General features: G+C 69.5%; 11 protein-coding genes. 4 read left to right on the forward strand and 7 right to left on the reverse strand.

From position 1 onward, the window contains the following. Positions 1-10 precede the first annotated feature (10 nt). Positions 11-736, reverse strand: coding sequence for an SDR family oxidoreductase (locus C475_RS09315; RefSeq protein ID WP_006883568.1), 726 nt, complete (start codon positions 734-736; stop codon positions 11-13). An 80-nt stretch (positions 737-816) separates the two neighbouring features. On the opposite strand from C475_RS09315, the gene C475_RS09320 reads away from it, so the two are divergent. After that, positions 817-1,464, forward strand: a complete 648-nt coding sequence (locus tag C475_RS09320) for a glycerophosphodiester phosphodiesterase (RefSeq protein ID WP_006883569.1) — start codon at positions 817-819, stop codon at positions 1,462-1,464. An 84-nt stretch (positions 1,465-1,548) separates the two neighbouring features. Here the strand turns inward: C475_RS09320 and C475_RS09325 are convergent, their stop codons facing one another. Continuing rightward, the gene (locus C475_RS09325) at positions 1,549-2,652 is read right to left on the reverse strand and encodes an aminotransferase class V-fold PLP-dependent enzyme (protein WP_006883570.1); all 1,104 of its coding nucleotides are present in this window, start codon (positions 2,650-2,652) and stop codon (positions 1,549-1,551) included. Positions 2,653-3,295: 643 nt separating this feature from the next. Between C475_RS09325 and C475_RS09330 the strand changes: the two genes are divergently transcribed. Together C475_RS09330 and mce are read left to right on the forward strand one after the other, a co-directional pair. Further along, complete coding sequence (locus tag C475_RS09330; protein ID WP_006883571.1) at positions 3,296-4,981, forward strand: acyl-CoA mutase large subunit family protein; 1,686 nt, start codon at positions 3,296-3,298, stop codon at positions 4,979-4,981. A 105-nt stretch (positions 4,982-5,086) separates the two neighbouring features. Continuing rightward, positions 5,087-5,476, forward strand: a complete 390-nt coding sequence (mce, locus tag C475_RS09335) for a methylmalonyl-CoA epimerase (protein ID WP_006883572.1) — start codon at positions 5,087-5,089, stop codon at positions 5,474-5,476. A gap of 39 nt (positions 5,477-5,515) precedes the next feature. On the opposite strand, the gene C475_RS09340 is transcribed toward mce, so the two are convergent. Continuing rightward, positions 5,516-6,127, reverse strand: coding sequence for a DUF2391 family protein (locus C475_RS09340; RefSeq protein ID WP_006883573.1), 612 nt, complete (start codon positions 6,125-6,127; stop codon positions 5,516-5,518). Continuing rightward, the gene (locus C475_RS09345) at positions 6,124-7,182 is read right to left on the reverse strand and encodes a 3-hydroxyacyl-CoA dehydrogenase family protein (RefSeq protein WP_006883574.1); all 1,059 of its coding nucleotides are present in this window, start codon (positions 7,180-7,182) and stop codon (positions 6,124-6,126) included. The genes C475_RS09340 and C475_RS09345 overlap by 4 nt, the downstream gene beginning before the upstream one ends. Before the next feature lie 431 nt (positions 7,183-7,613). On the opposite strand from C475_RS09345, the gene C475_RS09350 reads away from it, so the two are divergent. Next, positions 7,614-8,585 (forward strand): transcription initiation factor IIB, encoded by a 972-nt coding sequence (locus tag C475_RS09350; RefSeq protein WP_049930379.1) that lies wholly within the window; start codon positions 7,614-7,616, stop codon positions 8,583-8,585. Positions 8,586-8,751: 166 nt separating this feature from the next. Here the strand turns inward: C475_RS09350 and C475_RS09355 are convergent, their stop codons facing one another. The 3 genes from C475_RS09355 to C475_RS09365 form a co-directional block, all read right to left on the reverse strand. After that, entirely contained in the window at positions 8,752-9,474 is a 723-nt protein-coding gene (locus C475_RS09355) for a bacteriorhodopsin (protein WP_006883576.1), read from the reverse strand. Positions 9,475-9,476: 2 nt separating this feature from the next. Then, positions 9,477-11,786, reverse strand: a complete 2,310-nt coding sequence (locus tag C475_RS09360; protein ID WP_049930381.1) for a methyl-accepting chemotaxis protein — start codon at positions 11,784-11,786, stop codon at positions 9,477-9,479. 102 nt (positions 11,787-11,888) lie between these two features. Beyond that, positions 11,889-13,517 carry a DUF3604 domain-containing protein gene (locus C475_RS09365; RefSeq protein ID WP_006883578.1) on the reverse strand — a complete coding sequence of 543 codons (1,629 nt, stop codon included), beginning with the start codon at positions 13,515-13,517 and terminating at the stop codon, positions 11,889-11,891. Positions 13,518-13,604: the final 87 nt, after the last annotated feature.

Raw genomic sequence — 13,604 nt, forward strand, 5'->3', positions numbered from 1 at the left:
TTCGGGGTCGCTACGCTTCGCCGTACACCGGTACGGCCGCGCCGCTGGTGACGCTCGCGGCGTCCGAGCAGAGATAGAGAATCGTCTCGGCGATGTCCGAGGGGTCGACCCACGACTCGTGGTCGGCGTCGGGCATCATCTCGCGGTTCATCGGCGTGTCGATGACGCTCGGCATGACGGCGTTGGCGCGCACGTCTTCCTGGTTCTCCTCGGCGATGGTCTCGGTGAGGATCCTGACCCCCGCTTTCGACGCGCGGTAGGGGCCGTCGCCCTCGCCGCCCTCCAGCGACGAGCGCGCGGAGACGCTGACGATGGCGCCCTGGCCGGCCAGATCCGACTCGCGGAGGTGCGGGACGGCGTGTTTCGAGGCGAGGAACATCGTCTTCAGGTTCACGTCCAGCAGGAAGTCGAAGCTGTCGGCGTCGGTCTCGTCGATGGGCGTGCCGCCGCGCCAGGTGCCCGCGATGTTCGCGAGTGCGTCGAGCCCACCGTGGTCGTCGACGACGGCCGAGAGGGTGTCGGCCACCTCGTCCTCGTCGGTGAAGTCGCCCTGGTAGAAGTCGACGCGGTCGCGGTCGGTGTCGAGCGCGAAGTCCTCGTTCTCCGGTCCGACCACGTCGGCGCCGCAGACGGTCGCGCCGGCGTCGGCGAACGCCTCGCAGACCGCGCTGCCGAGCGTCCCGCCGGCGCCGGTCACGAGCACTACGCTGTCCCCGAAGTCAAATTCGGCTGACATACCCGTCCGTTAGGGCCGGTGGCGGTTAAAGATGGGTCGGCGGGCGCAAGGCCTACCGACCGGCCGGACGAACGCAGCCCATGGACTGCATCGCGCACCGCGGTTTCGCTGGCGTCAACCCCGAGAACACCGTCGCGGCGGTCGAAGCCGCCGCCGACCGGGCCGACGGGATCGAGGTCGACGTGCGGGTCTGTGGCTCCGGCGAACTCGTCGTCCACCACGACGAGACGGTCGACCGGACGACCGACGGAAGCGGCGCCGTCGCGGCCCACACCGCCGCGGAACTGGCGGCGCTGTCGGTCGAGGGGACGGAGGAGGGAGTGCCGACGTTCGCGGATGTCGTCGCGGCGATCCCCGACGACGTGGTGCTCCACGCGGAGTTGAAAGAGCGCGGGACCGGCGAGGGCGTCGAGCGAGTCGTCGCCGAGGCCGACTGCGACGCCGTCGTCTCGTCGTTCGACCCGCAAGCGCTCACCGAGGTCGAGGGGTTGCCGACCGCGCTCGTCCAGTTCGAGGGCGAGGCGCTGGTCTCGCGGGCGCGCCAGCTCGGTTGTTCGTTCGTGCATCCGAATCTAAACGCCTGTGACACCGGACTCGTCGAGCGCGCCCACGGCGCCGGAATGGGGGTCAACGCCTGGACCGTCACCGCGCCCGGGGAGACCGAGCGGCTGCGCGCGACCGGAGCCGACGGCGTGATCACGGACTTCCCCGACTGCTGCCCGTCCTGATACGGATCGCTCTCGGTCAGTTCCACATCGACCGCCCGGATGCGGACGGTCGTCGTTGGATACGGTGAGAGCAGTCCGTCCGACTCAGAGCGCGTCGAGCAGCGCGTCGACATCGTCGGCGGTGTTGAAGACGTGGACGGAGACGCGGACGGTGCCCGTCGGCGGGATGTCCCGAACGTGGACCCCGGCGTCGGCGAGTCGCTCGGCAGTGGCCTCGGGGTGGTCGGCCGCGAACGAGACGAGCCCGGACTCGTAACGCTCGGGGGAGACGAGGCGGTCGCCCAGTCCGTCCTTGAGCCGGTCGGTCAGCCGTTCGATCCGGTCGGTGATGGTGTCGAACCCGAGGCCTTCGACGGTCTCGATGCCCTCCCGGAGGCCGGCGTATGGGACCGGCGAGACGCTCCCGACCTCGAACCGGCGGGCGTCGGGCTTGAGGTCCCAGTCGTCGGCTTCGGGGTCGGCGATGCCCATGTATCCGACCTGCGCGGGTCGGAGTTCCCGAGCGAACTCGTCGGTGACGTGGAGGAAGCCGGTGCCGGTAGGGCCGAGCAGCCACTTGTGGCCGGCGGCTGCGACGGCGTCGGCGCCCCACTCGCTCACGTCGACGGGGCGCTGACCCACGGACTGGACGGCGTCGACGAGGACGCGAGCGCCGGCGTCGTGGGCGACGTCGGCCAGTTCCGCGACGGGCAGGCGACAGCCGTCGGTCCAGCACAGCGAGCTGAACACGGCGAGCGTCGCGCCGTCGACCGCGGCTTTCCACGCGTCGCGGTCGACGTGCCCGCCGCTGGCCTCGACGACGCGGACCTCGACGCCGACTTCGCGTTCGAGTCGTTCCCAGGGGATGATGCCGGCCGGGTGTTCCTGGTCGGTTCGGACGACGACGTCGTCGGGTGCCCAGTCCATCGCGGCGGCGACGCGGGCGATCCCGTCCGTCGTCGATTCGGTGAGCGCGACCGACTCGGGCGTCGCGCCGACGTGGTCGGCGACGACGTCGCGCGTCTCCTCCAGCGCTTCGCCGACAGCGCCGTACGTGCCGGCGCCCGTCGGCGCCTCGAACTCGTGATACGCCGCTTCCGACTGGACGGCCTCGACGACGCGGCGCGGGCTCGGGCTGCCCGCCCCAGTGTTGAGATAGACGGCGTCGTCCAGCGCCGGCGTCTCCGCCCGAAGTTCCTCGGGAGTCATACCCGAATCGACGGACCGTGCGCGGTTAAAGCACCCGCCACGCGGTCGTCGTTCGGGTCGTATGCCGCCGGTCGCAGTCAGTACAGGCGATGGACGTAGCGATCCACCGTGGCGCGCGCTGTCGCGAGTCTCGTCTTCCTCGTGAGTAGCGAGGGACCGAAGGTCCCTCGGACCGTTCGCGCGGCGTTGCCGCGCGAAGACGAAGCGAACGAGGGTCAGCGAGAGCTTCGCTCTCGCCCGACGCGACAGCATCGTGCGAGGGATGAGCGAACGAGCACAGCGAGTGAGCGAATCGGTTGGGGAGGATCGTGGCTGTCTGCGGTAGCTGTGCGGGGCGGGTGCGGTCCCTGGTGTCCGCGCGAACGGCGTTCGCGCGGGCTCAGGAGAGCAAGCTCTCCTGGTGGACTGAAAGGGCGAGCGCGGTGAGGGCTTTCACCGATTGCCGTCACCTGCGGTCAGGGCATCTCCGAGCGAGCGCGCCGAGGGCTTTCACCGATTGCTGCCCCTGGTGAGTACGGTCGCTGTCGTTCGCCTCCGTTTCGCGAGCCGTTCACCCGAAACAGCTGATAAGCGAGGAACACAAACACACTCTTCTCCCGGTCGCTCGCCAACGGCTAAGGGGCCGCCGGACGAACCCTCCGGTATGTTCGACGACGACGACCTCGCGGCCATCCGCGAGGGGCGCGAGGAGTGGGAGGCCGAGACCCGGGGGCCCACCGTCGACCGCTTCGGCGAGCGCGAGGAGACCTTCGAGACCGACACCGGCGGCCAGGCGGTCGAGCCGCTGTACACGCCCGCCGACGTGGCCGACCTGGACTACGAGGAGGACCTGGGCTTCCCCGGCGAGGAACCGTACACCCGCGGCGTCTACTCGACGATGTACCGCGGGCGGCTGTGGACGATGCGCCAGTACGCCGGCATGGGCACCGCCACCGAGACCAACGAACGGTTCCACTACCTCATGGACGAGGGCCAGACCGGCCTCTCGATGGCGTTCGACCTGCCCACGCAGATGGGCTACGACTCCGACGCGGGCATGGCCGCCGGGGAGGTGGGGAAAGCGGGCGTCGCCATCGACTCGCTGCGGGACATGGAGACGGTCTTCGACGGCATCCCGCTCGACGAGGTGTCCACCTCGATGACCATCAACGCCCCCGCGAGCGTCCTGCTCGCGATGTACATCGCCATCGGCGACCAGCAGGGCGTCCCCCGGGAGGAGTTGCGGGGCACCATCCAGAACGACGTGCTCAAGGAGTACATCGCCCGCAACACCTACATCTTCCCGCCGGAGCCGTCGATGCGGATCATCACGGACATCTTCGAGTACTGCGCCGCGGAGGTGCCCAACTTCAACACCATCTCCATCTCGGGCTATCACATCCGCGAGGCCGGATCGACGGCGGCCCAGGAGATCGCCTTCACCCTCGCCGACGGCATCGAGTACGTCGAGGCGGCCGAGGACGCCGGGCTCGACGTCGACGAGTTCGCCCCGCAACTGTCCTTTTTCTTCGCCTCCTACAACAACATCCTCGAAGAGGTCGCGAAGTTCCGCGCGGCCCGCCGGATGTGGAAACGCATCATGGAGGAGCGCTTCGACGCCGAGGCCGACGCCTCCAAGCAGTTGAAGTTCCACACCCAGACCGCGGGGTCGACGCTGACGGCCCAGCAGATCGAGAACAACGTCGTCCGCGTGGCCTACCAGGCGCTGGCGGCCGTCCTCGGCGGCACCCAGAGCCTCCACACCAACGGCAAAGACGAGGCGCTCTCGCTGCCGACCGAGCAGTCCGTCCGGACCGCCCTGCGAACCCAGCAGATCCTCGCCCACGAGTCGGGCGCCGCCGACACCATCGACCCGCTCGGCGGGAGCTACTACGTCGAATCGCTCACCGACGAGGTCGAGGCCGAGGCCCGGGGGATCATCGACGAAGTCGGCGCCCGGGGCGGGATGGGCCAGGCCATCGAGAGCGGCTGGGTGCAACGGCAGATCCAGGACGTGGCCTACGAGCGCCAGGAGGAGATCGAGAGCGGGGAGCGGGTCATCGTCGGCGTCAACGAGTACACCGTCGAGGAGGACGCCCAGGACCCCGATGTCGAGGAGGTCTCCGAGGAGCAGGAGCGGTCGCAGATCGAACGGCTGGCGTCCGTTCGCGAGGAGCGCGACGATGAGGCCGTCGAGGCGGCGCTGGCGGCCCTGAGTGAGGCCGCCGCGGGCGAGGAGAACCTCATGCCGTACATCGTCGACGCCGTGAAGACTTACGCGACGACCGGCGAGATCTGTGACGCGCTGCGCGAGGAGTTCGGCGAGTACCAGCCCGGCGCCGCGCTGTAGGCGGATAGCCGGTCGATTCGAACCACCGCCCGACTCACAGCTCCAACCGAACACCGTCGAGACGAGCGACGCCGGGATTAAGCCGCGGACGGTCGAAGCGCCGCTATGGAGTTCGACCACGCGGGCATCGCGACCGACGACCGCGACGCGCTCGTCGACCAGTACGGAGCGATCCTGGACGCCTCGGTCGCTCACGAGGAGACCTTCGGCGAGCTACGGGTCGCCTTCCTCGACCTGGGGAACGGCTACTTCGAACTGCTCGAACCGACCGCCGACGCCGAGGGACCGATCCCGAACTTCCTCGACGCCCGCGGCGCGGGGATCCACCACCTCGCGCTGCGAACCGACGACATCGGCGACGCGCTCGACCGCGCCCGCGCGGCCGAGGTCGCCCTCATCGACGAACAGCCGCGGCCGGGCGCCTGGGGCCACGAGGTCGCCTTCCTCCACCCCGAGTCGACCGGCGGCGTGCTGATCGAGTTCGTCGAGCACTGACGAGCGGTCGCGGATCGAACCCCAGACGGGCCGTCGCCGTCACCCCGGCAGGAGGTCGCCGAGCGCGGCGCCGATGGACATCGGGACGAGCGCGACGGCGACCTGGCAGACCGCGAGCCAGGGGTCGGTCCAGTCGATCATGCCCCAGACGGTCATGACGACGGCGGCGGTCACGAGCGGGATGGTGAGCACGCCGAGGAACTTCCGCGGGAGGAACCCGAAGATCGGCTGGTAGACGCGCACGTCCTGGAAGTCGGCGACGTAGAGGATGCCAGTGACGAGCGCGAGCGTCAGGGCGTTGGTCAGAAGGAAGTAGAACGGATGACCGCTGAGATACAGCCCCACGTCGTAGGTCCCGCCCTCGACGAACATCGGAATGCCGAACAGCAGCGACCCGAGCAGGGCCTCGGCGGCGTCCGAGCGGTCGAAGCCGAAGACGACGCGGCCGAACACGGGCGTCTCCTGGACCTCCATCGCCGTCCGCATCGTCTCGCGGACCTGCTCGCGCTCGGCCTCGGAGTCGACGGTCTCCTCCAGCTCGGCGAGTTCGTCGAACAGGTCGCCCATGTCGGGGTCGTCCTCGTCGACGTCTCCGAGGTCGGGGGCGCCGTCATCGCCACCACCGCCGGGTCGGCCCTGTCGGTCGCTCATCCGTCACCGGGACCGACGGGGCCGCCGAAGTCGTCGAAGTCACCGTCCGGCCGGTCGTCGTTCGGACCGGCGCCCCCCGGTCCGTCGCCGTCCGGCCGCTCGCCGCCCACCCCGCTGTCGGCGTCGCCCGGCCCGGGCTGGTCGTCGGGGTCGACCGGGGTCTCGGCGCGCAGCTCCGGCGTGGGGTCGGGCTCGCTCGGCTCGACGGGCTCGCCGCCCTCCCAGACGTAGAACCCCTCGCCGGTCTTGCGGCCGAGGTCGCCGGCCTCGACTTTCGCCCGGAGGACCGGTGGCGGCGCGAACCGCTCGCCGAGCGCCCCCTGGAGGTGTTCGAGGGCGTCGAGCGTGGCGTCGAGCCCGCGCTCGTCCGCGGCGGCGAGGGGGCCGACGGGGTGGTCGTGGCCGGCGGTGGTCGCCCGGTCGATGGCCGCGACGCCGGCGGCGCGCTCGTCGACCATCGTCATCGCCTCGACGGCCAGGGCCAGGCCCAGCCGCGTCGCCGCGAAGCCCGGCGTGTCCCGGACGACGATCGACTCCCTGTCGAGCCCGTCGACGAACGAGACGGCCGCATCGCGGGTCGGTTCGGCCGTCTGCTCGGCGACGACGACTTCGACCAGCGGGGCCGCGGGTGGGTCGACGAAGTGGAGGCCGACCGCGCGGCCGGGGTTCCTGAGCCCGGCGGCGACGGCCGTCACCGACACTGCGGCGCCGCTGGTGGTGACGAGCGTCCCCTCGTCGACCGCCTCCTCGACGTCTGCGAACAGCGCCCGCCGCTCGTCGCGGTCGGCGTCGGTCGTCTCGATCACGACGTCGGCGCCGGCGACCGCGCCCTCCAGTCCGGTGGTCGCCTCGATGCTGTCGACGGCGGACTCGCGCGCGTCGGCGTCGAGTTCGCCCGCGGCCACGGCGTCGCCCAGGCCCGCCTCGACGGCGTCGATGCCGTCCATGACGACGTTGGCGTCGTCGTCGTAGAGAGTCACGGCGTGGCCCGCCCCAGCGCAGCACTGCGCGATCCCGCGGCCCCTCGCGCCCGCGCCCAGTACGGCTACGTCCATACTCCCCATGCGAGCGCCGACCCGATTAAGCGTTGTTCCCCGCTCGCCGTCGGAGGGTGAGCGGTCGCGACGGTGCCGGCCACCCGGGGCCGCACAGCTGAGTTTCCACCGTTTCGAGCGTTCGAAGCGACCGGGGCCGCCGGCCCGTCCGGCCGCGAGACGCCGCGAGCGACGGCGAATAGGCCGCGCACGGGGGCCTCCACCGGCCGCTCGTCCGTTCGAACGGTCGACGGGTCCACGAACCCGTCCCCCAAACGCCGCCGTCAGCCGCATGTCGGACGCATGTCTCTCACCCGATCGATACCCGAGAAACGCCGCCTTCGACCACCCAGGTCCCGAATATGTGCGAACTTGCATTTTCTGTCGTCTGACATGCGACGAAAGACGGCCGAAGGGTTTATACGTCCCCAAAATTTGTCTATATAAGAACAATGGAACGGCCGAGCCGCCAGCGCGAGCGTGTGGAGTCCGAGGAAAAACAGGAGGAACAAACGGACGAGCAGGCCGAACAGCAGCAGTGTCCCGAATGCGAGTCGTCCGCGCTCGTGACGAGCGCCGACGGCGGGGAGATCGTCTGTGAGGACTGCGGGCTGATCATCGACGAGGGCAACATCGACCGCGGACCGGAGTGGCGGGCGTTCAACCACAGCGAGCGACAGGAGAAATCCCGGGTCGGCGCGCCGACGACCCAGACGATGCACGACAAGGGGCTGACCACCCAGATCGACTGGAAGGACAAGGACGCCTACGGTCGGTCGCTGTCGTCCGAGAAGCGGTCGCAGATGCACCGACTCCGGAAGTGGCAGGAGCGCATCCGGACGAAAGACGCCGGCGAGCGCAACCTCCAGTTCGCGCTGTCGGAGATCGACCGGATGGCGAGCGCGCTGGGCGTCCCCCGCTCGGTGCGGGAGGTCGCATCGGTCATCTATCGACGCGCGCTCGACGAGGACCTCATCCGCGGCCGCTCCATCGAGGGCGTCGCCACCGCCTGTCTGTACGCCGCCTGCCGACAGGAGGACATCCCCCGCTCGCTCGAGGAGGTCTCGGAGGTCTCCCGCGTCGAGCAGAAGGAGATCGGCCGCACCTACCGCTACGTCGCCCAGGAACTGAGCCTGAAGATGGAACCGGTCGACCCCAAGCAGTACGTCCCCCGGTTCGTCTCCGAGCTGGAACTGTCCGAGGAGGTCCAGGCCAAGGCCAACGAGATCATCGACGTGACCGCCGAGAAGGGCCTGCTGTCGGGCAAATCGCCCACCGGCTACGCCGCCGCCGCCATCTACGCCGCCTCGCTTCTGTGCAACGAGAAGAAGACACAGCGCGAGGTCGCCGACGTGGCGCAGGTGACAGAGGTCACCATTCGAAATCGCTACCAGGAACAGATCGAAGCGATGGGCATCCACTGACCGGCTTCGCGCCGGTCCGGTGACGGTCAAGCTCGTTCGGCACCGACGATCCGGTTCCGACACCACCGACGGCTTCGCGCCGTCCTCCGTTCTCCGCACGCTCGACCCGTCAGCGGTCGCTGTCGCTCATCGCCGTTCGCCGCGGAAAACGTCGCGCTCGCCGGGGTCAGTCGGCGACCTGCGGATCGCCGACGACGTCGACGTCGGCGGTCTCGTCGGTCGCGGCGGCCATCTTGACGAAGTCGTTGATCGCGATGAGGCCGAAGCCGACCTTCGAGACCACGTCGATGTACGTGACGACCAGCGCGGTGGTCTCCAGGTCCATGATCTCGAACCCCGCGGGGCCGACCGACCAGATGATGGGATAGACCAGCCACAGGACGACGACGAACGCCCGGAGCTTCCGGAACAGCGCCGCCACGTCGTCGGGTTTCTCTTCCGCCAGCGCTTCCGTCTCCGTGAACATGAGATAGACGACGCCGCCGAAGCAGGCGCTCCCGACGAGGTAGAGCGCCCAGTTCAGCGGGGCCGCGAGCGTCGCGCCGACGAAGCCGAAGACGATGGTCGCCGCCTGCAGCGCGGCGAGCCGGGCGATGGCGCGCGTCGACGCGCCGGCGATCAGCGCGATGAGCGCGACGTGGATCGGCGTCGTCAGCAGCCAGTCGACGTAGCGCGGGACGAAGACCGTCCCGCCGTCGGCCGTCCCGAGTCCGCCGATTCCGAGGGCCATGAGCCCGTAGGCGACCGCGGCGATCGCGGGGACCAGCGCCGCCAGTGCGAGCTGTCGCCGTCGTTCCGACGGGACCAGCAGGATGCCGTAGGCCAGCATCCCGGTCCCGACGACCATTCCGAGCGTGCCGATGGTGAACCAGGTTGTGAGTCCGAGCATGGTTAGTCGTCCGTGGCCGCGGTCGCGGCCGTTCCAGCGTTGCCGCCGCCGGTCCGCGTTTCGAAGCGCGCCAGCGCCGTCGTCAGTTCTTCGGCCCGCTGGCGCAGGTCGCGGGCGGAGGTGGCGACCTGGTCGATCGACTGGGACTGGTCGTCGGCCGCCCCGGCGACCGTGTCGGCCTCCGTCGCCGTCTGCTGGCTGATCGCCGTCAGCTCGTCGATGGTGCCCATCACCTCCTGGGCGGTGCGAGCCTGTTCCTCCGTCGCGTCGTCGATCTCCTGGATGCCGGTGTCGACCTCCTCGGTGTGCTCGACGATCGTTTCGAGGGCGTCGACGGCGCCCTCGACGGTCCCGACGCCGTCGGTCACCCGCTCGCTGGTCGACTCCATCCGGTCGACGGTCTCGCCGGCCTGCGCCTGGATCCCGTCGATACGGGACTCGATGTCGCCGGCGGCCTCCTTGGTCTCCTCGGCGAGGCCCTTGATCTCGTCGGCGACGACCGCGAAGCCGGCGCCGTCGCCGTCGGCGTGAGCCGCCTCGATCGAGGCGTTCAGCGCCAGCATGTTCGTCTGCTCGACGATCTCCGTGATGACGCTCACGATCTGGCCGATCTCGTCGAGTTCGTCGTCCAGATCGTTGATCGCCGCGACGGTCTCCTCGGTCTCGCCCTCGATGGCGCTCATCTCCTCGATGGCGCGCTGGGCGGCCTCGCGGCCCTCCTCACCGACTTCGGCGGCCCGCTGGGAGGTCGTCGCGACCTGCTGGGCCGAAGAGGCGACCTGCTGGGCCGTCGCCGAGAGGTTCTCCATCTCGCCGGCGGCCCCCTCCAGGCGCTCGGACTGCTCGGTCGTCCCGTCGAAGATCTCCGAGATCGAAGCCGTCACCTGTTCGCTCGCCTGGTCGACCCGTTCGGCGTTGGTGCCGACCTGTTCGCTCGCGGCCGACACGTCGCCGGCGAAGGATTTCATCCGCGAGATCGTCTCCTCCAGGGCGTCGAGCGTCTCGTTGATGCTCTCGCCGACCGACGCCATCGACGCGTTCTCGCTGTCGGGGTCGACCCGGCGGGTGAGGTCGCCGTCGGCCGCCTCGGAGAGCACGTCGCCGTACTCGGTCGCCTTGGCCTCCAGATGGGTCGTCATCGACTCCATCTCCGCGGCCTCCCGCTCGGCGCGCTGGCGCGCTTGCTCGGCCTCTTCGCGGGCCTCCTCGGCCTCGGCGCGAGCTTCGTCGGTCTCTGCGATCTGCTCGCGTATCGAGTCGCGCATGTCCTGGAACGACCGGTAGAGCGCCCCGATCTCGTCCTCGCGGGTCGTCGCGAGGTCGACCTCCAGGTCGCCGTCGGCCATCGACTCCGCCCGCTCGGACACCCGACGCAGCGAGACGATGGTGTTGCTCCCGATGGTAACGCCGACCAGGCCGAGGTTGATGATCGCGAGCAGCACCAGCCCCACCAGGTCGGAGTTGATCTGCGAGCCCAGCGCGTAGGCCGCCTCTTTCGGCGAGTGGATCATGACGGTCCAGTCTCTGGTCTCCATCGCCGTACTGGCCATGAGCCGGTCGCCCATGTCCATGAACGTCGTCGCGCCCGCGGCGGCCGAAGCGTTCGTCTCGTGGCCCTCGTGGTCGGTGAGGATCCTGCTCGCGTTCGGGTGAGTGACGTACTGTCCGTCGCCGTTGACGACGACCGTCGAGGTGTCGTCGTTCGCGTTCGCGAGCGACGACGACCGCGCCGCGAGATCGGTCATGAAGACGAGCGCGCGGTTCTCGACGCCGGGCACGGGCGTGACGACGGCGACGACCGGGTGGTCGGCCGCCGGCACGGAGAACGGTTCCGTCACGTAGGTGTCGCCCGGCCCGTCGAACTGGGGTGGGTCGGTCGCGAACGGCGCGCCCTGCTCGGCGGGACTGAGTCCCTCGAACTCGTCGTTCGTACTCTCCGCGAACACCATCGATTCGGTGTTCAGGTAGTGGATCGCCACCACGTCCGGCGGGACGGCTCCCGACTCGAACTGGTCGGTCAGCGCCCGGTCGATGGCCTCGCCGTCGCCCGAGCGGACGGCTTCCAGCTGCGAGGTGAGAACGGCCTCGCGCTGGACGCTCCCCAGCCACGAGTCGAGTTCGGCCGTCCGCGTCTCGGAGAGCGTTCGCAGGTCGTTCTCCACGTCGTCCTGCAGCGTGGCCGAGGCCTGCGTGCTGATGACGGCACCGAAGCCGACCATCACCACCACCGCGACTGCGAGCGCCGCACCGAGGCGAGCGGCGTACGACCGCTGTATCACCCCGGGCAAGAGAGAAGGTACATCCGATGTCATCGTCCGATACAGAGGAATACTCCCTGTAAAGCGTTCGTGCGCGATTCTCAGCGGTGATAGTCGAACCGAACAGTTCCGGCGAGTATCGCCGGTCGGTCGCGCTCAGTCCCCGGGCTCGACCCAGACCGGGCCGGCCCAGGCCATCCCGTCGTCGGCCTGCTCGACGCGGAGGTAGTACACGTCGGCGTCGCTGGCGCGTTCCTCGTCCCACGCCATCCCGGCCACGGGCTCGTCGTCGGTGACCTCGCCGGCCTCGGTGTAGGCGTCCAGCCCGGCCGACTCGTCGGTCGTGCCGCCGACGACGTGCCAGTCGTCGTTGTTCTTGACGACGGTCACCCGTTCGATGGGTGCGGTTCCAGCGACGAGCCACTCGACGGTCCGCTCGCCGTCGGCGACCACCGTGCTGTCGTCTTCGCCGACCGCCGTCCCGTCGACGGCGAACTCGGCGAGGATCCGGTGCGGTTGACTGGTCGCGTACACTCGCCGCGAGCGCAGGCTCTCGAAGATCGACTCCCGCGAGAGGTCCTCGGCGTAGAACCCCGTCAGCCCGCCCGGATACGACCCCTCGTCCCAGACCCGCCAGATGTGGCCCCAGCCGATCCCGTCCTCCCAGATGTCCGACAGGGAGGGGAGGTGGGGCGGCAGGTGGATGTGCGACCGGCCCGGTCGCGGGGCGTGGAAGTCCGACGACCCCATCATCCCGACGCGATAGCCCAGTTCGTGGGCGTCCTGGACGTAGTGGCCGGGGTCGCCCATCTCGCCCTGGCCCATCCGGACGGGCTTGGGGTTGCCGTCGACCTCCGGCATCTCGCTGGAGCCCCACTGGGAGTACACCTCGACCAGCGGCGCGATGTCGTCGTCGTACTCCATCGCCGAGAAGTCCAGCGGGTACATCGCCTCGGCCGGGTGGTGCGGGATCGCGAGCACCTCGTTGCCGGTCTCGGCGCGCCACTCCTGCAGCCTGCGGAACAGCTTCTCGTAGCGGTTGGTGTCGGTGTCCAGCGAGTCGAACAGCTCGGCTTCGTCGACACCCTCGAAGTAGACGTTGATGTGGCCGCCCATGTTGGGCTGTTTCGTCCACTCGTAGCCAAAGAGCGTCACGAACTCCCCGGGGTCGTGGAAGTGCTTCGTGACGGTCTTCATGTCCTCGAAGTAGCCGTTGTGCATCCGCCGGCGCTGGAGCTTGGGCGGGATAAAAAAGCCCATCGTGTCGTGGTCGGTGTAGGCCACCACGTCAAGGTCCATCACGTCGCGGCCGAACCGGAACCCCTTGCTCATCGACCCCGCGCCGTCGGAGAACTGCGAGTGGAGGTGGATGTCACCCCAGAACAGCCGGTGGTCGGGTTCGGATTCGAACACCTGAACGGGGTTGCTGGTGAACCGCCGGCCCGACTCGTCGGTGAGCGTCAGGTACTGGACGCCGGGCGTCTCGAAGGCGACGCCGGCCAGTTCTGTCACGGCTTGGTCGGTCAGTTCGAAGTCGATCTCCTCGGGGTGGATCGCCTCGGGGTCGGTACTGTCGAGGGTGAGCGTGCCGTCGTAGTCGGGGAGCAGACGGAGGTACTCGTCCCAGACCGAGACGGTGGCAGACAGCGGCTCCGTGGTGACGACGCGGGATGGCAGGACGCACTCCACGTCGTCGAACCGGCGCTGCCGGCCGCGGGCGAGGTCGGCCAGTGAGGGGTTGTTCTCGGCGAAGACTTTCACCGACTCGATGGCTTTGGTCAGCACTGGGACCACCGCCGAACCGAACGCGGTGGCGCGCCGACCCGGCCGACTGCCGGGCGAGCGCCTGTCTGAACGGGCATACCACCGGGG

This window comes from Halosimplex carlsbadense 2-9-1 (assembly GCF_000337455.1).
GTDB lineage: Archaea > Halobacteriota > Halobacteria > Halobacteriales > Haloarculaceae > Halosimplex > Halosimplex carlsbadense.